The sequence below is a fragment of the Fusibacter bizertensis genome, from assembly GCF_029914245.1.
Lineage (GTDB): Bacteria > Bacillota > Clostridia > Peptostreptococcales > Acidaminobacteraceae > Fusibacter_C > Fusibacter_C bizertensis.
Window position 1 is genome coordinate 75,712 of the sequence record NZ_JARYZI010000008.1, and the last position, 24,966, is coordinate 100,677.

The 24,966-nt window shown below is 36.5% G+C and carries 18 protein-coding genes and 1 riboswitch; of the genes, 3 read left to right on the forward strand and 15 right to left on the reverse strand.

Annotated elements, in window-relative coordinates:
- Nucleotides 1-23 precede the first annotated feature (23 nt).
- From QE109_RS12345 to QE109_RS12385, 9 genes are all read right to left on the reverse strand, one after another.
- Entirely contained in the window at nucleotides 24-2,138 is a 2,115-nt protein-coding gene (locus tag QE109_RS12345; RefSeq protein ID WP_281094837.1) for an N-acetylmuramoyl-L-alanine amidase, read from the reverse strand.
- A gap of 101 nt (nucleotides 2,139-2,239) precedes the next feature.
- Nucleotides 2,240-3,244, reverse strand: coding sequence for an AIR synthase family protein (locus tag QE109_RS12350; protein WP_281094839.1), 1,005 nt, complete (start codon nucleotides 3,242-3,244; stop codon nucleotides 2,240-2,242).
- Between the two features lie 25 nt (nucleotides 3,245-3,269).
- Nucleotides 3,270-5,270, reverse strand: a complete 2,001-nt coding sequence (ligA, locus tag QE109_RS12355; RefSeq protein WP_281094840.1) for an NAD-dependent DNA ligase LigA — start codon at nucleotides 5,268-5,270, stop codon at nucleotides 3,270-3,272.
- Between the two features lie 4 nt (nucleotides 5,271-5,274).
- Nucleotides 5,275-7,491, reverse strand: a complete 2,217-nt coding sequence (locus QE109_RS12360) for an ATP-dependent helicase (RefSeq protein ID WP_281094841.1) — start codon at nucleotides 7,489-7,491, stop codon at nucleotides 5,275-5,277.
- A gap of 30 nt (nucleotides 7,492-7,521) precedes the next feature.
- A complete protein-coding gene (locus tag QE109_RS12365) occupies nucleotides 7,522-7,971 on the reverse strand; it encodes a YaaR family protein (protein ID WP_281094842.1) in 450 nt (149 codons plus the stop codon).
- A gap of 100 nt (nucleotides 7,972-8,071) precedes the next feature.
- A complete protein-coding gene (locus QE109_RS12370) occupies nucleotides 8,072-8,347 on the reverse strand; it encodes a hypothetical protein (protein WP_281094843.1) in 276 nt (91 codons plus the stop codon).
- Complete coding sequence (locus QE109_RS12375; RefSeq protein WP_281094844.1) at nucleotides 8,344-10,512, reverse strand: hypothetical protein; 2,169 nt, start codon at nucleotides 10,510-10,512, stop codon at nucleotides 8,344-8,346. Before QE109_RS12375 ends, QE109_RS12370 begins: the two co-directional genes overlap by 4 nt.
- Before the next feature lie 28 nt (nucleotides 10,513-10,540).
- A complete protein-coding gene (locus tag QE109_RS12380; protein WP_281094845.1) occupies nucleotides 10,541-11,470 on the reverse strand; it encodes a DMT family transporter in 930 nt (309 codons plus the stop codon).
- 10 nt (nucleotides 11,471-11,480) lie between these two features.
- Nucleotides 11,481-12,719: a BaiN/RdsA family NAD(P)/FAD-dependent oxidoreductase gene (locus tag QE109_RS12385; protein WP_281094846.1), complete on the reverse strand. Its 1,239-nt coding sequence runs from the start codon at nucleotides 12,717-12,719 to the stop codon at nucleotides 11,481-11,483.
- Nucleotides 12,720-12,825: 106 nt separating this feature from the next.
- Here QE109_RS12385 and QE109_RS12390 point away from each other — a divergent pair, with 106 nt between their 5' ends.
- Nucleotides 12,826-13,962, forward strand: a complete 1,137-nt coding sequence (locus QE109_RS12390; RefSeq protein ID WP_281094847.1) for a BREX system ATP-binding domain-containing protein — start codon at nucleotides 12,826-12,828, stop codon at nucleotides 13,960-13,962.
- A 53-nt stretch (nucleotides 13,963-14,015) separates the two neighbouring features.
- On the opposite strand, the gene QE109_RS12395 is transcribed toward QE109_RS12390, so the two are convergent.
- On the reverse strand, nucleotides 14,016-15,593 hold the full coding sequence (locus tag QE109_RS12395) for an ATP-binding protein (protein WP_281094848.1): 1,578 nt from the start codon (nucleotides 15,591-15,593) through the stop codon (nucleotides 14,016-14,018).
- A gap of 157 nt (nucleotides 15,594-15,750) precedes the next feature.
- Between QE109_RS12395 and QE109_RS12400 the strand changes: the two genes are divergently transcribed.
- Nucleotides 15,751-17,565 (forward strand): heme NO-binding domain-containing protein, encoded by a 1,815-nt coding sequence (locus QE109_RS12400; RefSeq protein WP_281094849.1) that lies wholly within the window; start codon nucleotides 15,751-15,753, stop codon nucleotides 17,563-17,565.
- An 83-nt stretch (nucleotides 17,566-17,648) separates the two neighbouring features.
- Here QE109_RS12400 and QE109_RS12405 read toward each other — a convergent pair whose 3' ends face one another.
- The 3 genes from QE109_RS12405 to QE109_RS12415 all read right to left on the reverse strand — a co-directional run bounded on the left by QE109_RS12405 (nucleotide 17,649) and on the right by QE109_RS12415 (nucleotide 21,456).
- Nucleotides 17,649-19,010, reverse strand: a complete 1,362-nt coding sequence (locus QE109_RS12405) for an MATE family efflux transporter (RefSeq protein ID WP_281094850.1) — start codon at nucleotides 19,008-19,010, stop codon at nucleotides 17,649-17,651.
- Between the two features lie 173 nt (nucleotides 19,011-19,183).
- The gene (locus QE109_RS12410; protein WP_281094851.1) at nucleotides 19,184-19,780 is read right to left on the reverse strand and encodes an ECF transporter S component; all 597 of its coding nucleotides are present in this window, start codon (nucleotides 19,778-19,780) and stop codon (nucleotides 19,184-19,186) included.
- Between the two features lie 134 nt (nucleotides 19,781-19,914).
- A riboswitch (FMN riboswitch) is annotated at nucleotides 19,915-20,029 on the reverse strand.
- A 41-nt stretch (nucleotides 20,030-20,070) separates the two neighbouring features.
- Nucleotides 20,071-21,456, reverse strand: coding sequence for an MATE family efflux transporter (locus QE109_RS12415; protein ID WP_281094852.1), 1,386 nt, complete (start codon nucleotides 21,454-21,456; stop codon nucleotides 20,071-20,073).
- A 152-nt stretch (nucleotides 21,457-21,608) separates the two neighbouring features.
- Between QE109_RS12415 and QE109_RS12420 the strand changes: the two genes are divergently transcribed.
- Nucleotides 21,609-21,956 (forward strand): cupin domain-containing protein, encoded by a 348-nt coding sequence (locus tag QE109_RS12420; protein WP_281094853.1) that lies wholly within the window; start codon nucleotides 21,609-21,611, stop codon nucleotides 21,954-21,956.
- A gap of 175 nt (nucleotides 21,957-22,131) precedes the next feature.
- Here the strand turns inward: QE109_RS12420 and purD are convergent, their stop codons facing one another.
- Entirely contained in the window at nucleotides 22,132-23,388 is a 1,257-nt protein-coding gene (gene purD / locus QE109_RS12425; protein WP_281094854.1) for a phosphoribosylamine--glycine ligase, read from the reverse strand.
- Nucleotides 23,389-23,410: 22 nt separating this feature from the next.
- Complete coding sequence (gene purH / locus QE109_RS12430) at nucleotides 23,411-24,955, reverse strand: bifunctional phosphoribosylaminoimidazolecarboxamide formyltransferase/IMP cyclohydrolase (protein ID WP_281094855.1); 1,545 nt, start codon at nucleotides 24,953-24,955, stop codon at nucleotides 23,411-23,413.
- Nucleotides 24,956-24,966 lie beyond the last annotated feature (11 nt).

The window sequence follows — 24,966 nt, forward strand, 5'->3', positions numbered from 1 at the left end:
CTTATTAGTTTGTGTATTTGCCATTATTTAAGAAAATTCACTATTCCTGTCGCCATTGCACTAGCAGCTTTTTTCAAATAATCTTCAGATATAAGTTTATCCTGTTCAGCCGCATTCGTGATAAATCCAAGTTCACATAAAACCGAAGGCATTGTTGTTTCTTTCAATACGACAAGTCTTGGCAGATAACCTATACCACGATCAACTGCTCCTAAAGATTTTATCAATTGCGTTTGAATATTTTGTGCAAGTCCTTTATCACTGCTCATAGATTCGTTACCATAAAGCACTTCAACTCCCGACGCACTGCTATTTGTAAAAGCATTGATGTGTATACTTACGAAAAGCGTTGCCCCTAAATCATTGGCAATAGCAGGACGATCATAAAGTCCAACATATTCATCTGTTGAGCGTGTCATATATACTCTAAATCCAAGTCGCTCTAATTCACTTTGCAGCAGTTTAGAAGCTCTTAGTGTGAGTTCTTTCTCTTGCGATTTCGAACCCACTGCACCAGGGTCTTTTCCACCATGTCCTGCATCGATAACAATTAGTGTCTTTTTGTTATCTGAGTTTTGAATCACTGTATTGGTGAAGTTTAAGACTATAGCTGATGAAGAACTAGACTTTGTATAAGTTGTATTCTCAGCAAGTGTAATTTCTATATGATAATTTGAAGCAGTCTCACTGATGACAAACTGATCTACAACATGGTCATTGATCGCTTGTTCGAATGTTCCAAGATCAGTTTTATCTTTAGGGATATCTAGTGAAATCTTACGCGTTTGAGCATCGAAAGTGGATGTATAATCTGTCTTGCTAAAAAGATCGATAGACATCATTCCCTTTTCACTACTTTGTTTCACATAATTAAAGTTGTTAATCGGCTGATTTGTTATATATACCAGTAATTTATCGCCACTCTCCTCAACATAGAAATCATCATAAGTCATCTTTTCATTAAGTTGAATCGTAACCCTTGTGACTTCCATATCAGGACCATACATATCATCTTTACTCGTGTCTAATTGTTGGTATGCAATTGTTTCAATTTTACCTTGATCTACAGGCAGTACTTGATACGCACCATCATTAATTCTAAGGTAACTATTGATCACATCAACCGTCAATTGTTTTCCTGATACATCAACGTTATAATACGGAGTCTCTCTAGTGCCTATAACAACGGTATCAGTACTGTAAATATTATCAACCGAAACTTCACTTACAGTATTAATCAACTGAACAACCATCTCTTTTTTAGCTGCATCATAAAAGATATCATTTCCACGGCGTTCATTTTGATAGATTGTAACTCTTGTATTATATGGATTATCATTTGTTTGAGCAATTTCTATCTTATCAATACCAAAGATATCATCTACGATATTATACGTCCAAACACCGTTTTTTACAGTAGCACCACTTGGCGGTGTCAGCTTCGTATTTTGAAAATCGATAATCGTTTTATCTTGACCACCTACATCAGCACCATCAACTACAAATGAAGTTACATCTACTTCACCAGTCACTTTAAACCTAATTTCAGGATAAGGTTTGTAGACATCGACATAAGTTCCAGTAAGTGTCTGAGCCTTTTTGTTAATCGCTACTGTTCTTGTATCATTTATCCAAGAAGCACTTAAACCAAGTACATCACTGATAAACTTAAGTGGCACATAAGTACGATCCACATAGTCACCAGTGATACTTTTATAGGTCATAATTCTAGGTGCTACACTGTCTGGCAAAAGTGTTTTCTTTCCATTAATGGTTGCATAAGCGTTATTGATTTGCATAACAACGTCTTTTCCACCATATGAAAAGGAGATTTCTTTAGTAGTGCCATTCCATTTATATTTTACACCAAGTTCCACTAAAATTGCAGAGACTGGTACAATCGTTCTACCATTAACCGTTATCCCCGGGGCGTCTGAAAAGACATCAATCCCGCTGATCATCAGATTGACAGGTTCATACTTTTTAAAAACATTTGAACCGCTCTCTCTTAACTCAACGCTTTCATACTCTGTATATTTGTTGGCAAATGCTAATTGTCCCGGCATAATCAATCCCAAACATAGCATGAAAATTAACAATGTTTTAAGTTTTTTAATTCTAACAAACTTTATATTCATAGAAAATTCCTTTCATTGATTTGTGTCTTTTCTCAGTATGTGATCTCAGAAATCACAGTTGGTATTGCGCTACAAAATATTCAACTAATTTATAAAACCGCTTATTTAATAACTTTATAAAGTTCATCTGCTTCTGGAGATTCTATCTCATCAAAGATTTCTTCTACGCTTGAATCGCCCATAATCAACTTCTTCGTCATCTCATCTGTAACAACTCCGACACGCGAATAATCTATGTCAGCATCTAAAAGTGCTCTTTCAAGTGCACTTGCATTTTCTTTATCAATACTCATCACCATCGTACCACTTGATATAAGCTTAAGTGGATTAATGTGATAATACTCACATATTTTTTCAGTAATTGGATGGACTTCGATTTTGTCTATATGAATCTTGCAACCTTTTCCGCTTGCCTCACACATCTCGTAAATAGCGCCTAAAACGCCTCCCTCTGTTGCGTCATGCATCGCATGAACCCCAACACGTGAACCAATTCTACCTTCAGCAACAACACTGATTTTGCTGATCATCTCCTGAGCGGTTAGCAACTCGTGCTTATTTAAAACATCCGCGAGTTCGCTTGCTTTATCAGTGGCAATGATAGCAGTTCCCTCCGTTCCAGCTTGCTTCGTGAGGTAAAGATAATCACCTGCTTTCGCACCAGAAGTCTTAATTAAATTTTGAATAGAAGTCTTGCCTATAGCAGTTGCCGATACTATCGTTCGATTGACAGCAGCAGTAATTTCAGTATGTCCACCCACGATTTCCACCCCCATCAAATTAGCCGTTTCATTGGCTTCATGTAAAATATCTTTTATTTCGGATTCTTCAGTTCCTACAGGGCATAACAACGTCAACAACAAACCCGCAGTTTCAGCTCCACTTGAAGCAATATCATTGAGACATACATGTACTGCAAGTCTTCCAATTTGAGAACCACTTCCCGTTATAGGATCTGTCGTCAACACACACGCCATATCACCAAAAGAAATAGCTGAACAATCTTCACCAATACTTGGCCGAATCAGTATATCATCACGAATCATATGAATTTCAGAAATTACCAGATCATTTAGTGCTTCATTTTTTAGTTTTCCAACTTCCATCAGCTTTTACTCCTTAGATATGATACTATGATTGATTGAGCAAAGCCTCAAAATCGTCTTCAGTAAGAATTACAATTCCTAACTGCTTTGCTTTATCTGCTTTTGAGCCAGCATTTTCGCCAACAACCACATAACTAGTTTTTGCCGAAACACTCCCTGCTGCTTTACCGCCATTTGATTCTATTAATGCTTTGATTTCGTCACGTGTATATTTCACAAGTGTTCCTGTTACAACTAAAGTTTTTCCACTAAAGATACCATTATCCGCAAGGACCAAGCTCGAGGTCATGTTAACACCAGATGCCATTAAGCGATCTATCAAAACCTCTGATTCAGAATTTTGGAAGTAGTTAACCAAGCTTTTTGCCATTTTTTCACCAATTTCATCTATGGCTGTAAGCATTTCTACGTTTGCAGCCCTTAGAAGTGTCATGTTGGGAAAATGTTTTGCCAGAGTCTTTGCAGCCTTTTCACCAATTAGTGGTATGCCTAACCCTACTATCAAACGATAATAATCATTTGATTTACTTTCTTCGATTGCATCCAATAACTTTTTAACTGATTTTTCTCCAAAACCTTCTAACGACATAAGTTCATCTGTATGTTCATGCAAGCTATATATATCTGGAATTGTCTCAATTAATCCTTTTTCAACAAAAGCTTCAACCAGCGCCTCGCCAAAACCGTCGATGTTCATGGCCGTTCTAGAAACAAAGTGCATCAGAAGTCTTTGTATTTTAGCAGGACATACAGGATTAACACACCTGAGTGCAGCTTCACCATCCACTCTAATTGTAGGTGTCTCACAGATTGGACATTTAAGAGGAAGTACAAAATTCTCTGTATTTTCTGGACGGGATTCAAGTACAACTCTTACTACTGCTGGAATTACATCTCCTGCTTTTTGAACCAATACTGTATCACCAATGCGAATATCCTTCTCGTTTATATAATCCTGATTGTGTAGTGTTGCTTTGCTAATTGTTGAACCCGCCACAACAACCGGATCAAAAACTGCTAAAGGCGTAATCACACCAGTTCTTCCTACTTGAACTTGTATTTCTCTAATCACAGTTTTCGCAAGCTCAGCGGGGAATTTATATGCAATTGCCCACCGCGGACTTTTTGCTGTATAGCCAAGCGCCTCTCGCTGAGCAAAGTTGTTTACTTTGATGACTAATCCATCGATGTCATATGGCAAACTATGACGTACACTTACCATCTTTTCAGTAAAGGCGATGATTTCATCTACTTTACTAAATTTTTCTATAGACGCCGTCTTAAACCCAAGTTCATTTAATTTCGAAAAAGCCTCTGACTGACATGTTACATTAAGGCTATCGACACCCGAGATCAAATCAAATATAAAAACATCTAAATTTCTAGAAGAAGCGACTTTAGAATCTAGTTGTCTTAGCGAACCAGCTGCTACATTTCTAGGATTTGCAAATGATTCTTTTCCAAGTAGCGCTTGTTGTTCATTAAGCTTTAAAAAATTATCTTTAGAGATAAAAACTTCTCCTCTAACCTCTATATCAAGCGGCTCATCAATGACAAGTGGCAACGCTTTGATCGTACGTACGTTATGTGTCACTTCTTCGCCAGTGATACCATCTCCCCTTGTAGCACCTCTTGTTAACTTTCCAAGTTGATATTGAAGTGCTACAGTTAAACCATCAATTTTATATTCGACTGTGTATTCTGGCGCCTCACCAAGTTCTTTTCTTATCCTTGTATCAAATGCTTTTAAATCTTCTGCATTATAAGCATTGTCTAAGCTAAGAAGAGGAATCGTATGTGTCACTTTTTTAAAGATACTAAGCACTTCACCACCAACCCGCTTTGTGGGTGAGTTAGGATCGTCTAACTCAGGAAATTCTAGTTCAAGTTCTTTTAGTTCATTCATCAGCGCATCATATTCAAAATCTGCTATCATCGGTTTATCGAACTCATGATACGCACGACTGTGTTTATTAATTTCTTTTCGTAATCCATCCACTCTCGCCATGGCTTCTTTTATGTTCATATCATCACCCTATAACTTTTATCGGCGCAATAGCTGGATCTAGCTTTTTAATGCCATGCGCGTCAAAAACAATTGTAAGTGTATTGTTCACTTTATCAACCGTAACAACCATCCCTGCACCAAATACGCGATGCGTCACTTTATCACCTGGCGCAAAGGTTTGTTCAGTTTTTTCAACCACTGGTGCTTCTTTTTGTGTAACATTTGCAAAATACGGGTTTTTCTTAGGCGTTTTAATGTCAAAAACAGAAATTTCTTTAGGTTTAGCATCTTTTAAAGCCGCTGCTAGAGAACGTTCACCCATAACTTCAATTAATTTTTGATCCATTTCATTTAAGAACACACTTGGCATTCTAGGTTCAAATCGTCCAAAATGATTACGGTTTTTAGCGTGTGTGACATACAGTAGTTTTTCGGCTCTTGTGATGCCTACATAACAAAGTCTTCTCTCTTCTTCAAGTTCTTCCATATCATCTTGTGCCCTAAAAGATGGAAAAAGATTTTGCTCAAGTCCTACAAGGAAAACAGATGGAAACTCAAGACCTTTTGAAGCATGTAGTGTCATTAAAAGGACACCATCTTCTACTTCAGCGATATTATCTTGGTCGCTCTTTAATGTTGTTTCAGCTAGAAAATCCCTTAGCCCTGGATGGTCTTGTCTTTTTTCAAATTCTTCTATAACTGTTTTAAGCTCGTAGATATTGTCAATTCTCCCGTCCGCTTCTTCAGATCTTTCTTTTTCATAGCTCTCAATAATCTTTATACCACTAACGAGTTCATCAAAAATATTACCTGCATACTCAGTATCAAGTTTTGCCTTTAAACCTGTGATAATTTTATAAAATTCTGCTATAGCTTCAGCAGTCTTACCACCTATACCGTCAATTTCGTGGACTGTAGCACATGCTTCGAGTAAGCTCGTGCCTCTTTCAAGCGCATGTGCATTTAATCTTTCGATCGTTTTATCACCAATGCTACGTTTTGGTTCGTTGATTACTCTTAGAAAACTTACATCATCGTAGCCGTTGACCATTAATTTAAAATAGGCCATAAGGTCCTTAATTTCTTTACGTTCGTAGAATTTAAGCCCGCCTACTACTTTGTATGGAATTGCCTCAATGTTGAGTGCTTCCTCAAGTACACGCGATTGTGCATTTGTTCTGTATAAAATTGCAAAGTCAGTTTGATTAAAGTTGCCTTCTCTAATTTCTCTTTTAATCTGATTTACGATAAAACGCGCTTCATCTTTTTCATCGTATGCCTGAAAATATCTGATCTTTTCACCAGCTTCTGCATCCGTCCAAAGGTTCTTATCTCTTCTACCAGGATTTTTTTTAATTACACCGTTGGCTAAATCAAGGATATTCTGAGTTGATCTATAATTTTGTTCCAGTTTAACGATTTTCGCACCCGGATAATCTTTTTCAAAATCTAAAATATTTCTAATGTCTGCACCACGCCATTTATAGATAGACTGGTCGCCATCACCAACGACAAAAAGGTTCCGATGCTTTGCACTTAACATCCGAACAAACATATATTGCGCTTTGTTAGTATCTTGGTACTCATCTACATGGATATACTTGAATTTCTTTTGATATGTCTCAAGAACTTCTGGATATTTTTTAAACAGTTCAATCGTTTTGATTAATAAATCATCAAAATCTAGCGCTTGATTACTTTTTAGTTTATCTTGATACATCTTATAAAGCTTTATAAAATCTCTTTCTCGTGGGTCTTTATGAAAATTAATTTCATATGCTTCCGGCGTAACCATATCATTTTTACAACCTGAAATCTTGTACTGAAAAGTTTTAATAGGCGTTTGTTTCTCGTCAAGATTAAGTGCTTTAAAACACGTTTTTATTAAAGCTTTCTGATCCGCTGTATCGTATATTACAAAATCTCTTGAGTATCCAATGTGGTGGCCATCTCTTCTTAAAATCCTTACACATAGGGAGTGAAATGTCCCAACCCACATCTGCGATGTGACAGGACCAACCAACGCCTCAATTCTAGATTTCATTTCATTCGCCGCTTTATTTGTAAACGTAATCGCCATAATGCTCGAAGGAAATATATCATAGGATTCAATTAAGTGAGCTATACGGTGTGTTAACACTCTTGTTTTACCAGACCCAGCACCGGCAACCACTAAAATTGGCCCTTCTACGGACAGAACCGCTTCCTTTTGTGCTACATTTAAACCGTCTAAATTCATGAATTGCCTCCCTGGTTATTATCTCATTTGTTAGATCATAATGTTGACTAACAAGCCTTGTATTTCTCCAACTTTTTTTAATACATTGATTTCTTTATGTTCTCTTTTGAGGATCAAATTTGTGAGTTCAAGTAGTTTTGCATCTACTTCTGCAACTGTTCGCATGACTTTAGTACGTCCTGATCTAGAAAAACCACGGCGCTCTTTAATTTCAAGTCCTTTAAGTACAGTTTCTTCGATAAAACCTTTAATCAAATCCTTATAAGCATACAAATTTTCAACTGTTCTATTCTCAACTAAATCTTGTCCTTTTTTATCAATTTCATCAAGAGCCTTTTGAAGTTCTTGTTTTTGCTGATCATAGTCCTTAACTGCCAATATCTCAGTAAAACTGATTTTAGGTTTTTCTTCAGTCTTCACCAGTGCCGTTTTATTCACTGAACTACTTTTAGATGTTTTTGAGGATTTTTCTACTTTCATTTTGACCTCTAGTTAAAATTATCGGGCACGGGGCCACAGATTTGTCACAAAAAAATTGTGACTCAACGAAAAAAAGATTTGAGCACTTGCCCAAATCTAATTATACCTTATTTTTGACTATACTTGTATGGGAAATTTCCCCTGTTTCAGTGTCACTTTCATGTGTAGTTGAAACACTTTCAAGTGCAGAACCAATCTGCGCAATTAATGCGTATAATTGCGGTGGTATCGCATCTCTCAGATCTGTTTTAAGCATATGCTTAGCGCGTTCTGGTTTTTGTTCAATCGTCACTGCATTATCATTTGCAACTTCTATCAAAGACTCTGCAATACGTTGAAAATCTTCGTTACCTTCATAATCACCATATTTAATCATACTTTATAATCAAACCCCTTTCCATCTGATTGTTTAGCGGGTCCTCTTTCAAAAGTAGGTTTTAAATTCACAGGTGCTTCATCAGAACCGCTTTTAAAAGTAAGCTCACCTACAGTGAACCCTATTTCAGAAAGCGTTTGTAACGCTGCTTTAAGAGGCGCTTCTATCTGATCAGCACGCTCACTTGAAACCTGTATGTCTACTTTAGCTTGCTGAATCTTAACGCGAATACCAACAGGTCCAGCTTCTTTTAACGAGATTCCAAAATAGAGTTCTGAATTTTGCCAATCCATCTGACTATTTTTAGATGCACCTTTCATATAGACTTTCATATTACCTAAATCTTCTCCATCCATTACCGGAAAGTTGAAAAAGTAAAATGGCTGATCTTGACTTGATTGGTCGTTCATCATTTGTTGACCTGTTAAATTCATGAGATTTTGTTCTGCTGCTTCAACTGTTTTCTCTTGAGTATCTTCTTTCATCATTTTTAATAAGATTTCTTTTACATTGCCATTGGAACGCTCTTTCAACGCCTCAAAGTCAGCTTTTTCTAGATTCTCAGCAACTTCCATTTCATGGTTAAGCCCCAAAAACCTTAGGGTTTCAAGCACATCACGAGAAAGTTTGTTTCCTTGCTGCTCTCCTGAGCTTTGAATTTGCGACTTTATCAACGATTCCAACTTTTGCTCAGTTCTTAGTTCCGGTTTGATTATATTTTCAAGTTGTTCCAATCGCTGATTAGCAAACACTTGCAATCTACGAATACTAGGTGTAAAATCAATTTGTTTTAAAAGTTTTACCGCATCATTAACAGTCGCTTGGGCTTTTGCAAACTCCCCTTGTTTGAGCATTTGACTCGCTTTATCAAGTTCTGAAGACATCAGTAGTAACTTCTTCTCAGTAAACATATCCGTATATAGTGTTACTTCACTCTTAAGAATGAGATTGTTTAATTTTTCAATAGCTGTTGAAATTTGTGTAGACAAATCTGAAGGTGTAGTTTTAACAGTTGTCTGATCTGGCGTCAGTAACTGCGTTACTTCTGCTTTAAAATTTTCAAAAGTTGCTTTCGCTTTGATCGTGGCTTCAGTGGTAGATTCAACAAGGTAAGTTTTCAAAGACAAATCGCTCTCTAAACTTGAAAACACTTCAGACATCTCAGTTATTAGAGCAGTCATCGCTTCCTCGATGACCTCTAAAAGAGCTGCATCAACTTCTACATCTACATCATCTTTAACTTTAACTTCATCTTCAATTTCATGAACTTGCATATCAACACCTTTAGTGCCTTCATTTTTTTCAACATGAAGTATTGAGGATTGCGTATCTATTGCTCTCAATTCGGAGTCGCTTAAAGTTCTTCCAGATTGACTTGCCTTGCGAACGCCTTCACTTTGTTTTAAACTTCCATCAGAACTTGCCATTATCTCAGTTTCAGCCGTCGAAATAGGCACTGAATCACCCATTGAATTCTTGATCGAATTATTTTCGGTTTCATTGCCACCAAAAGCAGTACTACTTGATGAAGATTGATTTGATTTTTCAATCAATTGAGCAATTGTTTCTAGATCAGCCCCTTGAGTTAGCAAAACTTTAATTTGAGGATTTTTCTCAATCGCTTGTTTTAAATCACTCAAAGTAAAAGTACGCTTTCCTTGATCAACTTTCAAGAGTTGTGCCACCTTTAATACCGCACGCTCAAGCGGCATATCAGCCTTAATCATCTCTTTAAGTGCCGTCTTGATACTTTTAGGAAGCTTCAAATGTTCTACCAAAGTTAAAGCTTGCTCTTTTGTCAAAGGTTCTTCCGCACTTGGCATCTCAGTTAATGAAGCTACAACTTCCGAATCATGTGTAAGCGATTGTTGAATTGTTGCCAAATTTTCTTCACTTGGTGCTATTCCCTTATAAAGTGCAATATCAATTGACATTAGTTTTTCTTCATTTGTGCCGCTTGCATTTTTTAAAAAATGATTGATTTCTTTTACATCTTCACTTGAAGGTGTAATATTATATTTATCATAAATAGACTTCACCTGCTTTGGTAAGCCTTGTTTGTAATCTTGAACTAATGTCTCACTAACACTTTTCTCATTTGATTGATTCGCCTGATTGGTTTTGAGACCTGTCGCTATATTTTGTATAAAGGAATTAATTTTCATGCACTTCACCTCTATAGGGATATCGGCATCAATTCCCTCTATAATTAGCTGGATCTACGGTTTTTTCACCTTCATTTTCCAACTTCTTATCATAAAGCGTGGTCACTGTCACTGAAAGCATAACAAAAACCCCACCTATAAGCTGTTTTGTACTTGCCGTCTGACCCATATAGAAATAACTAAAAATAATCGTTACAATTGGCAGAAAGTTGATGAAAACTGACGATTCGGTAACACCAAGCAGGTCCATCGCCTTGGCATAATAGTAAAACCCAAGGGTTGAAGCAAAAACACTTAAAAAGACTAAATGGACAATCCCTTCAGTACCGAGAAGGTTCCAGTTATTGTGCTCAAAAGGCACCACAACCATAAAAAATGGAAGGCTGTACAAGAACTGATAGAAAACAATAGTCAAGTATGAATACTTATTAAAAAGCGGTCTTGAAGCCATAGAATAAATCACCCATGAAAGAACTGCACCAAGCATCATCAAATAACCAAAAGACTCTTCTGCCTTAAAAAATTCACTGAATTTTATATCTACAATCAGCACAACACCTATAATCGAAGCCAAAATAGCCAACATATCAACCCATTTAACGACGCGTTTAAAAATTATCATTTCAAAGAGCAAAGTAAACATGGGAATTGCTGCGATAATTAGTGCAGAAGGTGAGGCAGAGATATATTTGATTCCCGTATTCTCAAAAAAGAAGTAAATTGAGATGCCGATGCCTCCGGCCAATACAAAGAGTAGGCGATCTTTCTTGTCAATTTTAAGTGGTGTCTTAGTAAATTTCATCACACCATATAAAATAATCGTTGCAAATATAAAACGAATTGCACCAATTGTCATAGCACCTAAATAATCCAACAAATACTCAGTACTTACAAACGATATCCCCCACGCAATAACTGGGATCATAACACTTAAAAAACCTTTTGATTTACGGCTCATAATGCCTCCACTAACGTTGTATTTTATTTAATTCTATAATTCCATTTGCTACAGCATATCCCGAAGAAAAAGCCCACTGCAAATTATAGCCCCCAGTATCGCCATCTACATCTAGGACTTCTCCGCAAAAATAAAGCCCCTCAACTACTTTTGACGCCAAACGCTTAGGGTCAACCTCTGTTAAATCAATACCACCGACTGTCACCATTGCGTTTTGATACCCAATAAGACTTTCAATTTCTAACTTATAACTCGTAACACGACCCATTAAAAGCTTACGTTCTTCTTTGGTTATAGAAGCTAGTTTTTTCTGTTTTAGTATTTCATCTTGTTCAAAAAGTGTACGCTTTAAAGTGTCAACCAATCCTAATTGGTTGAGCCAATAGGCAACTGGTTTATCTCCAAAACCATGTACCATTTCTAGCAACTCATTTTCTATACTATTGGAAGAACGATTCACAAAGTTAATAGAAAGCTGATCCCCCTTGTTCATATATCTACTATTGTTAAGCACCACCGGACCACTCAATCCAAAATGAGTAAAAAGTAAAGGCCCACAAAAAGTGTTGGCTTTCCCATCCTTAAATAACGTTAACTCTACATCATCCACTGAAACTCCTTGTAAACTAGACAATGCTTTGTCTTTAGTTACAACTCCCGTTAATCCTGGTTTTGGTGAAACAATTGCATGCCCCAAATCCTTTGCTAAGATATAACCATCTCCAGTTGTACCTAAAGTGGGATAGGACTTCCCGCCGGTTGAAATAACAAGAAAAGGTGCTTTATAGCTCGCATGATCAGTTATCACCGAAAAATACTGACCATCGTGCTCAACTTCCTTAACCGCTTCCCCATAATTCATTTGCAAATCACTACAAGATTTAATGAGTGCCTTTACAACATCACTCGCTTTTAAACTCGCTGGAAAAACCTTGCCGTCTTCTCTTTCTAACACTTTGCAACCATTACTCTGAAAAAAACGAACCACTTCTTTATTATCATGGCTTTTTAGTGCATTTTTGACAAAACTCTTATGCGCTCCATACTTAGCGTAAAAAGCATTTATATAGCCGCCATGTGTAAGGTTACATTGTCCACCACCTGAAGCTAGAATTTTCAAACCCGGCTTTTGATTTTTTTCAAGTATTAACACTTTTAGATTTTTAAGGTGTGCGCCGCAGTATAGTCCAGCAGCACCAGCACCAATTATTATCACATCATACATCATTTTATCACCACTTTTAACCATTCTCTTTCCTACCATTGTAATTATTTTCGGTGTATGTTTCAAATTATAATTTATTCATCTATTCAAAAAGGTTATAATAGCTTTAACACAGTTTGGAGGTGTCGTATTGCGATTAACAAATGAAGAAGCGCTAAAGCTGATAAATACGTTACGAAGTGGCACTTCTCCAGTTTACCATGCTAACGACTTAATGGCTGGTCGCGAAGCTGAAATGACGGATTTCAGACTTGGGATGCAGCTACTTAGCAAGGGAACAGGTTTAGTTAAAATCATCACAGGTGATTTTGGTGTTGGAAAATCTTTTCTTGTAAATGCATTTAAAGAAGTGGCACTTAACGAAGATTTCATAATTTCTTCGTTTCAAATCAACAATGGGTTTAGACTGAATAAAATTGACGATCTTTATTATGCGATTATGCATAATTTATACCTTAAAACCAAACCCAATTCAAAGGTTTCTTTTGATGACATCTTTGACATCTGGGTTGAAAATTTACAAAATGCACCTTTTTCTGATCGAAAACGCTATGAAGTAAATACAGTTTGCCAAGAACTTTCTAAATTTAATATGAATTTCGCAAGAGCTTTCTTAAGCTTTATGCGTGGTAGAATTCAGCGCAACCAAGAGATGATGAATGTATCGTGCTCGTGGTTAACTGGCGAGAGGAATATTCCATATGAACTCAAACAAAAATATGATTTAGTTGGCGCAGTTGACAAGACCAATACACTGGATTTTCTCAAGGCTTTTATTAAACTCGTCACGCTTTTAGATTATAAAGGGCTTATCGTTTTTATCGATGAAATTGATTTAGTGATCAACGACCGAAGTGACATCAGGCAATCTGCTTATAACAACCTAAAGCACCTTATTGATCTATCCACTTCAGGTGAGATGAACAATATCATGTTTGTTTTTTCTGGTACACAAGAGATTATAACAAACATAGAAAAAGGTTTACTTTCCAACACAGCACTTGCTCAACGTTTAAACATCAATCCGGAAAATCCACTAGAAAACAAAGGAAACATACTAGCCCTTAAACCCTTAGATTCTGAAGCACTACTATCGCTCACTCAAAAGATTATCAAAATTTATCAGCAAAATGTTATATTACCTGCAAATATTGACTACCATGAAATCTTTAAAACCGTTATGCAGAAAATCACAGCCGATAAAATGGTTACAAGACATTATGTAACCGGTGTAATTGAGCACCTAGATGAGATAAAATTAGCATAGATGTATAAAAAGATGAAGCAACTATTAAAAGTCATTTCATCTTTTTATTTTTATTATTTATTTTTAGGTAGTATTACCTTAAATTTAGTGAATTGATTGAGTTCGGAATACACAGTGACATCCCCACCCAACGCATTTATTTTTTCTTTTAAAAGATATAGGCCTGTTCCTTTTGAAGTAACAGATAATTCTTCATTTAAAGAAGAAATACCATCAAAAAATATATTCTCTATCACTTCTGATTCGGACATCGCAACAATATCATCAAAAGCAAAACGCTTCGTGGCATAAAGAGATTCTTTAATCGAGTTAACATCGACGCCTCTACCGTCATCAGTAACAAGTATTTGGTAGGTGTTATCGATAACTTCTAGTTCTATTGTTATGGTGCCATGTTCCGGTTTACCATTTCTATATCGATCCGCAGGATACTCAATACCATGTACTAGGGCATTGGTTACCATCTCAATAAAGCCATTGATGACATCTTTATAGTCATCTTCATCAAACAATAAAGTAGGTCCAATATACTTTAATGGATTGATTTTTTTATTTAACTTTTTTGATAGATCTTGTGCATATTTATTGAACCTACGGATAATATCATGTATACTCACAAATCGAATTCGCTTGAAACGGCTGAGCAAATTTTCTTTAGCTTCTGAATCTTCTAATTGAAGTATCATTTTTTCCACTTCTTTTAACGCTTCACAATCAATAGTGATATACCTTATATCAAGTAAATCCTCATTTATATATTGTGCGATTATTCTCACATCAGTTTCCAATAGTTTGCCAATACCCACAAATTCAATTCTACTTCTAAACTGCACAAATGTCTGTTCAGGCGACATTTGTTCTAAAACTTCTTCAAACTTTAAAATCGCTGCAATTGAATTAAACATATATAAAGTCTGTGCGACTTGTTTGAACATATGGAGTTTATGAAGTATCATGCTTTTTACAGTAGTTAAATCTTCTGTAAAAGTAAAAAATTTATCCAGCTCATCATTGATGAACTTTGCATATTCAGTTTTTAACGCAACGTACTCTTTTTGTCGTCTCAACACTTCAATTACCATTGACATCTCGTCAAGTTTTCCTTCGCTATCTTGCATCAAGACTTTGGTTTGGCTCTGATCAGAAATATATACCGCAAGTTGATCAAATCCTGTGATGAATTTATAATTTACTCTGAGATATCGATCTTTCAGCATATATTCAGATGGTAAAATCGTAAGAATTCGATGTCTTTCAGCAGCATCTGTAGTTGAAAAAACTTTTGATAATAATTCTCCTATTGCTTCTGTGGATAGATCGCTTAAATCTGAAAGTACTTCAATAAAGTTTTTACCCTGAACAGGATATGTTAAAAGTTCGTTTCCTGTTTGCGTTAATATGGGTTGAACAATCAAATCTTTCCCAATAACGAGCAGTGTTTCATTAAATCCATCAATAAACTGTGAGAAATCATAGGAAGTGATTAAGTCTGCAATGACTTCACCTTGAATTGGAGATAGTTTTGAAACTGTTAAATCTACATGCTTATTAATGGTCATTTTGCTTCCGATTTCGAAAGCGATTATAGATACTATTACTAATGAAAATAGGACTAAAATCAGATTTATCATAGTGCTACCTCCCTAGAATATTGTAGCATATGTTTGAACTTTTTATGAAATGTTTTAAAAAACAATTACTTTTATTTTATTATCATATATAATGAAAGGTAATTCAAACTAATAATTAGATTAATAATAAATACAAAATCAGAAAAGTAGGTGCAACATGAAAGGAACAGTAGTCAACATATGGTTAAACACCATAGCTTCTCTCTATGGAGAGAACACTAAGAACTCAGTTTTAACAAAAGAGGGATGGAACCCACACAAACTCATCACGCCACTAGAAGAAATAGAAGATGCAAAAATCATGAGTTTAATGAATGCATTTGCTAAAAGTGAAGGCATAAAATCGGAAGAGCTATGGAAAAAGCTTGGACAAAATAATATCGCCTCTTTTTACAAATGGTTCCCATCATATTTTGATAAGTCTTCAGCTATGGGCTTTTTACTACTTATGGACAAAATCCATGCACAGCTTACCAAAATGATCCCAGGTGCGAAGCCACCACGCCTTATTCCCGATGAAATCGACGAAAAAAACATGATCATGACTTACAAGTCTAAAAGAGGACTTCAATCCTATCTGATGGGGTTAATCGAAGGGGTTGGTAAACACTTTAACGAGCGAATCGACGCAAAAATTATTGACCATATGATAGAGTCAGATGGCACTCACGTTGCTAAAATCCATCTCACTTTTGAGAAAACACCAAAACAAGTGAAAACATATAAATTCTCAAAGTTCTTAACTTTTGGTTTTATCAAATCTGCAACACTAAAAGTGATTTTGTTCCCTACAGTCTTATCAGCACTAGTGGTTCTCCTCCTAAGTGGATTAGATAATATACCATTATTGATTGCAACACCTGTGGCTGTTTTCTTAGGCGGGCTACTTAACGGAAGTGCTGTAAACAAGCCTTTAAAAGAATTGACATTAGAACTTGAAAAAGTAAAAAAACTTCAATTATCTGAGGACCTTACAATTCGTACAGGTGATGAAATAGAAGAAACTTATAGAAGCTTAACCAGCGCTAAAGAAAGTTTAAGAGAAGAAATTACCTATATCAAAGGTGGACTTGATGACCTTTACTCGTTTACTGGAAAGTTCTCTGCAGTGGCAAGTAACATGAGCGAAGTATCTGATTTGATTTCAAGATCAGTACAAGAAGTAGCTGAGGGGGCAATACATCAAGCTACAGAAACAGAAGGCTCCGTTAGCATCTTGTCTGATAATATCGATATATTAAACACCATTAGTAGACGTGAACTAGAAGGTAAAGAAAGCTTAGAAGCTGCAGTTCAACAAATCGAAATCTCGTTCGACGATCTTGAGATGGTGTCTATCAAACTTAATGGTGTAAAAGATAAATTTGCAGAAGTTAATACACAAGGAACAGAGTTGAGTAACAAGGTTTCTGATATCATCACAATTGTAAGTACTGTTGAAAGCATCGCAGAACAAACTAACCTTCTTGCACTTAACGCTTCTATTGAAGCTGCTAGAGCTGGCGAAATGGGTAGAGGCTTTAGTGTTGTAGCTGAAGAGATTAGAAAATTAGCTGAAGACTCTAAAAAGGCGGTTAACACCATCAATAGTAGCTTAAAACTCTTTACTCAAGGTGTAAATCACATGGTACAACAAGTCAATGATCAGTTTAAAGAGCTTGAAAACGGTACTCAAACTATGGAAAATGTTACGATTGAGAGTAAAGTTGCTTCAAGTAGAATTAAAACTGTTTCTGGTTCTATTTCAGAAATCTCTCAACAACTTTCTGAGGAAACAGCAAAAATCAACAAAGTATTTGAAAACATGCATACTTTAGCTGCTATTGCAGAAGAAAACTCAGCTACATCTCAAGAAATGAGTGCAAACGTCACTAACTTCTCATCTGAAATCGTAGCATTATCTAGCAACATCTCTGAACTTGAGAAAGTCGTACTTTTCTTAAAAGAAGAGCTAAAACGCTATAAAATCTAATAACAATGAACTATAGTTTCAATTTAATATAAAAGGGAGTATCTCAAATGCATAAATACATTTTGAGATACTCCCTTTTAGCGTTAAACAATTCTTGGATTTTCATATATATTTGTTTTGTAATATAGGAAACCATTTAAAAGCAACCTAACTGTCATATCAACTCCTATAGCAAGAAAAACAATGTTCACTGACCAGTCAAGTAGGTAAGCAGCAACGCATGCTATCGGTACACGAACCATATAAAGTCCAACAAAAGCAGCATACATTGGCATCTTGGTATAGCCAGCACCTCTTAACGCACCACCTAGTACCCCCGCCATATTTTGAGGTACTTGAGCCAAGCCACAAACGATTAGATAAAAACTCCCTATTTTGATTAATTCTTGATCACTTGTCATAAATCCCAATAAAGCTTTTGGAAAAAGAACTAGTAGCCCACCTCCAATAACAGAGATTAAAACAGCTCCTTTCAAAATTTCAAAAAGATAACGCTTCGCTATATCAGGATTTTTTGCACCCAGATGCCTACCAATTAAAGCTGTTGCAGCCACTTGAAAACCCGCTGCTGGCATATATGCAATACTCTCCGCTTGAAGCCCTAGTTGATAAGCTGCATACGAAGCATCTCCATATGAAAGTATCGCACGTATCAAGACAATTGAACTCAATTGCCAAAATAAAGATTCAAAGGCACTTGGAATTCCAGTCGAATATACCGATTTCATAATATCCTTTGTAAATCTAATAAAACCTTTAATTGACTCACCTTTAAGTAGTGACTTACTTTTCATAATTACGACAATAGCTACCAGTGCAGCCATCGCTTGCGAAAGTGCAAGCGCAATAGCTGCACCTTTAAGACCAAGTACTGGAAACCCGAAATATCCATTCACTAGGACAACGCCAAAGACTATATTAAGCACATTCATCACCCCGCTGATGAGCATCGGTGTAGTCGCATCACCTTTTCCTTGAAGCGCTCCTGATACTATCAGTATGATTCCTAAAAACGGCATGCCACAACCCACTATTCTCAGCACTTCTATCCCGGTACTTAAGAGTGCACCTTCAGCACCAAATATCGTCCCCAACCAGAACTTTGGCAACAATAAAATGGTCATTAAAAAGAATAGTGAAAGAATTGAGATCGATCCTATCGTTTGCATCAAAGCTTGTTTAATTCGTTTATGATCACTTGCTCCAAGCGCTTGTGCGATTACAACTTGTACACCAATAGCTATCCCTTTATAGGCAGCCCATATAATCCCCCTCACTCTTGTACTGAGCCCCATTGCACCTATGGCATCAGATCCCAAGTTTCCAATCAACTTCATAGAAACAATTCCCACCATCATTTCAAGCATACTCGAAACTAAAATTGGCAAAAGAAACTTTAGAATTGTTTTTCTAATCTCTATTTTATTTGGCACAACAGTTTCCATATCACACCTCAAATTTATTTCGTATCCCTTAATATTTTAACAGAACTTTGTCTACAAACAAGTGAAATCTATTCTGAAAATCAAATATAATTGTGAGAAGATAAAAAAGGAGCCTTCACAAAACAACGCGAACGTTCATCTGTGAAAACTCCTTAATAAGGGCAAACCTTAAATTATAAACCTTTGTGTAAAACTGGTGAGATGCGTTTGTAGAGTACCAAAGTCAATGCAGATAAAACCAATCCTTTAAAGAGATTGAAAGGTACAATTCCAAATAGTACTAAAGTTGCAACACTGTTGATTGAAGGGTTAACAATAGTACCCAGTTCAACAATAGTATCAATCGGCATAAACGCAGTATAAAAAGGAATTAATACGAAATAGTTTGCAAGTGCTCCAACAATCGCCATAAACAATGTCCCCACTAACAAACCTATAATAGCTGATTTTTTTGATTTATTTTTAGCATAAATAATTGCAGATGGTATCACTATCGCAGAACCAATAGCAAAGTTAGCAAGTTCTCCAACGCCACCAGTAGAAGTTTGTAATAAATGCAGTATATTTTTCACTGCTTCAATTGCGACACCCGCCATTGGCCCCATTGCAAAAGCTCCGATTAACGCTGGCAAATCACTCATATCCAACTTAAGAAATGATGGGAAAATTGGAATCATTAGTTCAAGTTGCATGATGACAAATGCAAGCACACTAAGCATTGCAATCTTTGTCATTTTTGATACAGATAATTTTTTTGTTGAAGTTACCATACCTAAAACCTCCTTGTAGTCACTAGACTTTATCTAGTGCATAAAAATTGTGTGGCCTTAGGGTATTAAAATACCCCTAAAGCAATATAACTTCAGGGGTTAATGTACGTATTAAAGCACAAACGTATACTCATAAACCTCTTCTTCCATCCAGACTTTAACTGTCGGCTCTGGAAATTAACCAGATCAACCTTTCGGCTCGCGGGCTTTACCGCCGGTGGGGACTTACACCCCGCCCTGAAGATTCTTTATGATAAAATTATAACATGCGATTTAAACAAGTGTCAACATTAAGCTGCAGATAAATCTTCTAAAACAGATTTCTTTTGCTTAATAATTTTACTTTGCCATCTCCCGGTCGAATAGATTCCCAGTCCGATCAAGCAAGTGATTAAGTTTGATGCAATCATAGCCAACCAAATCGAACTTGGCCCAAATCCCTCTAATCGACTAAGCATATATACCATGGGAATTCTTAGAACCCATAAGCGGCCCATCATAAGAATCATTGCAGATATCGTATGACCTGAACCTTGGAACGTTCCAACTAATATTTGGAAAAATCCCATCAAAGGAATTCCATAAATTATCATCGTTAAATATTCAGTACCATTTTTGATAACTTCAGGATCTGTACTAAATGCTTTTACGATTTGCTGTACAAATGGCAACATAATAAGCCCACCTACAACTAAAAATATAGTAGACATAATCGTACTATTTCTTACCGCAAGTTTCGCTCTGCTTACATTATCCGCACCCAGATTTTGACCTACTATCGTCGCAAGCGCATTACCGATACCCATAGCAGGCATCATAATCAATGAACTGATTCTGTTTCCAATTGCAAATGCAGTCAGGGTAACTTCTCCGAAAGAGACAAGAAAAACATTGAGTATCGTAAAACCAAAAGCTGTCATTGCTTGCCCAGTTGAAGATGGTAAGCCAATATTGACAATTTTCATCAAAATTTCTTTATTAAATTTTAAGTCGGATAGTTCAAGTTTCAAACTTTGCTTTTCATCAAATGTTGTGATTATGCCATAAACTGCAAATACGCCAGTTGATATAACCGTTGCTATTGCAGCACCTTGAATCCCCATATCCAGTCCAAACATAAGGATTGGGTCCAGTATTATATTTGTCCCAATTGAAAGTGCTCCTATAATTAAAGGGGACATTGTGTCGCCTTGTCCTTGTTTTATCGCATTATATGCATTGAGTAAAAACGTAGTTGGCATTCCTAGGAACATAATACTTAGATAAGCATATGCATTATCGTAAAGTTCCCCAGTTCCCCCCATGGCCCTGATGATTGTTGGAGCCCCCAGATAACCAATTAAGCCCAAAACTAAAGATAAAACAAAAAGAAAAGAAATTGACTGTCCAGCAGTCTTTCTTGCTTTTTCCTGCATCTGTGCACCTATGTATTGCGCTATAATTGAAGAAGTAGCAACCGTCATCCCTATACCAAATGATGTGATGAGAAAAATTAAAGGCCATATAAACTGAACACCTGCAACCGCGTTACCAGGGATTTTACTTACAAAAAAAGTATCAGTTAGATTATAAATTGTACGAATAAAATTGTTAAGCATAATTGGGAGCGACAGCGTCAATATTACCTTTCTCATGTTACCGTTTAATATTAGCTCTCTCTTTTGTATAAAATCCATATATCCCCCTACCTATATTAATCACTATATTATACCACCAATTCTTTCGCAGCTCAAATATTTCGTGCCACAAAATAAACTGAAATGTTTTCAAGTTCATAGTTAATGGTATAATATAATTAGCAAGAAATGACATGCGCAAGGAGGAAAATATGATCGTAGGAAATTTTATGGACTTAACTGCAAATACAATCACTAGTCCTGAGGCTAAAAATGCATCTATGAAAGTACTCGTATCACCAAAAGAAGGGTGGGAAGGGTATGTAATGCGTGTAGTAGAACTAGATCCTGAAGGGTACTCCCCTAAACATCAACACAACTGGCCACACATAAATTATGTCATCGAAGGAAACGGTACTGTATTAATAGACGAAACCCTGCATGAACTTAAAGCAGGAAGTTATGCCTTCGTACCACCTAACACACTTCATCAATATTCAAACACAGGCACCACTTTGTTTAAATTTATATGCATTGTTCCTGAAGAAGGGCACAAATAAGTACCATTAATTTAACCTTAATTAGAATCGTTGGACACCGACCCTCCGATTCTGCAACAATGTTGTTATGACTTAATAAAAAAGCGCCACAAAATAAAAAGTTTATTTTGTAGCGCTTCTCTTTTTCGTTGCCATTTACATCGTTATAACTATAATGTTAAATTTAAATCTTAATCTAAAACTTTGCAATATCATTTCTAAAATATGCGTTCTCAAATGAAATTTGAGAAAGACTGCTATACGCTTTTGATCTTGCCTTCTCAAGTGTAGTTCCAAGAGCAGTTACACCTAAGACTCTTCCGCCATTTGTAACGACATCACCTTCCGTATGCTTCGTTCCACAGTGAAAAACAACCGAATTATTCAGTTCAGCATTTTCAAGCCCAAAAATTTTAACACCCTTTTTATAAGTTTCGGGATAGCCTCCCGAAGCCATAATAATACAAACAGCATGGTATGTTGACCATTTTAGATCGATGTCTTTAAGCGTTTCATTTTCAACGGCATCTATAACATCTAATAGCTCATTTTCTAGTCTCACTAAAGTGACTTCTGTTTCCGGATCACCCATCCTGACATTGTATTCCAAAACGTTTATTTCTTCGCCATCGATCATGACACCGACAAACAGAATGCCTTTAAAATTTATCTCGTCTTCCTTGATGCCTACGATAAATGGATCTAAAATATCACTTTGAATTTTTGCCATCATCACATCATCTATCACTTTACTCGGTGAATAAGTACCCATACCACCGGTATTGAGGCCTTCATCACCATCTTTGGCTTTTTTATAATCTTGCGCTGGTTGCATGGGTATAATACTCTGACCATCAACAAAACACAAAATGGACGCTTCTATCCCTTTGAGAAAGGCTTCAAGTACTACTTTAGAACCCGCATCACCAAAAACTTGATTTGCCATCATGTCTGTAATCGCTAGGATTGCTTCAGCTTCAGTTTGTGCAATGACGACTCCTTTTCCGGCAGCTAGTCCGTCAGCTTTAACAACTAGTGGAAAATCAAAACGTTTTATCGCCTTTAAAGCTTCCTCTAAATCCACATGTGTCTCGGATTTCGCAGTTGGTATATGATGCTTCATTAAAAAAGCTTTCGCAAAATCCTTACTTCCCTCAAATTGAGCTGCTTTTTTATTCGGTCCAAAAATCCTTAATCCACTTGCAATAAAAAGATCAACAATACCAAGAACCAGTGGTAACTCAGGACCTACTATTGTAAGATCAATCTTCTCATTTAAAGCGAACTCAAGTAGTCCCTTTAAATCATCTACCTCTATGGGTACACAAGTTGCTAGGGACTGTATACCTGCATTTCCAGGCGCTGCATATAATTTAAGTTCTCGCTTATCTTTACTTAATTTGTGTACAATAGCGTGTTCTCGTCCGCCACTTCCGATCACTAAAACCTTCAAAATTACCTCCAATAAATATGAACTAGTGCTTAAAGTGTCTCATACCAGTGAAAACCATAGCCATGCCATATTTATTCGCTTCATCAATCACTTCTTGATCACGAACTGAACCACCCGGTTGGATAATCGCAGTAATCCCCGCTTCAGCAGCTGCTTTGATAGCATCAGCAAACGGAAAAAAAGCATCCGATGCTAGCACAGCACCTTTTACTGGGAAATTCGATTGTCTAATTGCATTTTCAGTTGCCCAAACACGGCTAACTTGTCCTTGACCTATACCCAGCGTTTGACCTTCTCTACTGATAACAATTCCGTTAGATTTTGCATGTTTTACCACTTTCCACGCAAATAAAAGTTCTTCCATTTCTTTCTTAGTAGGGATGCGCTCAGTAACAGACTTAGGTTCACCGTCTATTAGTACCGCATCAATATCTTGAATGAGTAAACCACCCAGCGTTTTTTTCATGTCCATCTGATAAGGTTTCACTTCTTCTGAAATAGATGCCAATTTAAGAATTCTTAGATTTTTTTTCTTTTTTAAACACGCTAAAGCATCGTCATCATATTCTGGTGCAATAACGATCTCAAGGAATGTTTCATTCATTTTTTCTGCTGTAGCAATATCGATTTTGCGATTTACAGCGACGATTCCACCAAAGATTGAAACTGGATCACAATCATAAGCTTTGGTATAAGCATGATGAAGATCATAACCTGTTCCAACGCCACATGGACTTGAATGTTTAACCGCAATTGCAGTCGCTTTTTCTCTGTATTCTTTTAAAAGTGCAATGGCACCGCTTACATCGTTGATGTTGTTATAGGAAAGCGCCTTGCCGTGAAGTTGTTCAGCTTCTGCCAAAGTACCACTTGTGTTAAAAATTTCTTTATAAAAAGCAGCTGATTGATGAGGGTTTTCGCCATATCGTAAATCTTGTACTTTTTCGTAAGTAACCGTTAGTGTCTTAGTAAAAGGCGACTTATCTCCATGTCTTAGAAGGTATTCAGCGATCATAGCATCATAATGTGCGGTGTGCTGAAAAACTTTAAGTGCTAAGTCGTATTTCGTTTCATAAGTGACTTCATTTGATTTATTCAGTTCATCAATCACTTTTGTATAGTCATCAGGGTCAATCACCACAGTAACATCACGGTGGTTCTTAGCTGCCGATCTTAACATCGTCGGTCCGCCAATATCTATATTTTCTATTGCCTCCTCAAAAGAAACACCAGGTTTAAGAACAGTTTCTTTAAAGGGATATAGGTTAATTACCACAAAATCAATGGTTTGGATGTTAAGGTTTTCAAGTTGTTGCATATGGCTTTTATTTTCCCGTACAGCCAATATACCACCGTGAACAACTGGATGTAGTGTTTTCACTCTTCCATCCAAACACTCAGGAAAATGTGTGATTTCACTAATGTTTTTTACTGGAATACCAGCAGCTTTTATCGCCATTTCCGTTCCACCTGTAGAGATAAGTTCGACTCCTAAGGCATGAAGTTCTCTAGCAAATTCTACTATTCCTGTTTTATCGGAAACACTTAAGAGTGCTCTTTTTTTCATAACGCCTCCAA

Bases quoted from the DNA above. Each gene is read 5' to 3' on its own strand.
- QE109_RS12345 (WP_281094837.1), bottom strand. From the start codon at position 2,138: ATGAATATAAAGTTTGTTAGAATTAAAAAACTTAAAACATTGTTAATT.
- QE109_RS12375 (WP_281094844.1), bottom strand. From the start codon at position 10,512: ATGAAAATTAATTCCTTTATACAAAATATAGCGACAGGTCTCAAAACC.
- QE109_RS12405 (WP_281094850.1), bottom strand. From the start codon at position 19,010: ATGGAAACTGTTGTGCCAAATAAAATAGAGATTAGAAAAACAATTCTA.
- QE109_RS12365 (WP_281094842.1), bottom strand. From the start codon at position 7,971: ATGAAAGTAGAAAAATCCTCAAAAACATCTAAAAGTAGTTCAGTGAAT.
- QE109_RS12350 (WP_281094839.1), bottom strand. From the start codon at position 3,244: ATGGAAGTTGGAAAACTAAAAAATGAAGCACTAAATGATCTGGTAATT.
- QE109_RS12370 (WP_281094843.1), bottom strand. From the start codon at position 8,347: ATGATTAAATATGGTGATTATGAAGGTAACGAAGATTTTCAACGTATT.
- QE109_RS12400 (WP_281094849.1), top strand. From the start codon at position 15,751: ATGAAAGGAACAGTAGTCAACATATGGTTAAACACCATAGCTTCTCTC.
- QE109_RS12360 (WP_281094841.1), bottom strand. From the start codon at position 7,491: ATGAATTTAGACGGTTTAAATGTAGCACAAAAGGAAGCGGTTCTGTCC.
- purH (WP_281094855.1), bottom strand. From the start codon at position 24,955: ATGAAAAAAAGAGCACTCTTAAGTGTTTCCGATAAAACAGGAATAGTA.
- ligA (WP_281094840.1), bottom strand. From the start codon at position 5,270: ATGAACATAAAAGAAGCCATGGCGAGAGTGGATGGATTACGAAAAGAA.
- QE109_RS12385 (WP_281094846.1), bottom strand. From the start codon at position 12,719: ATGGTTAAAAGTGGTGATAAAATGATGTATGATGTGATAATAATTGGT.
- QE109_RS12410 (WP_281094851.1), bottom strand. From the start codon at position 19,780: ATGGTAACTTCAACAAAAAAATTATCTGTATCAAAAATGACAAAGATT.
- QE109_RS12380 (WP_281094845.1), bottom strand. From the start codon at position 11,470: ATGAGCCGTAAATCAAAAGGTTTTTTAAGTGTTATGATCCCAGTTATT.
- QE109_RS12415 (WP_281094852.1), bottom strand. From the start codon at position 21,456: ATGGATTTTATACAAAAGAGAGAGCTAATATTAAACGGTAACATGAGA.
- QE109_RS12420 (WP_281094853.1), top strand. From the start codon at position 21,609: ATGATCGTAGGAAATTTTATGGACTTAACTGCAAATACAATCACTAGT.
- QE109_RS12395 (WP_281094848.1), bottom strand. From the start codon at position 15,593: ATGATAAATCTGATTTTAGTCCTATTTTCATTAGTAATAGTATCTATA.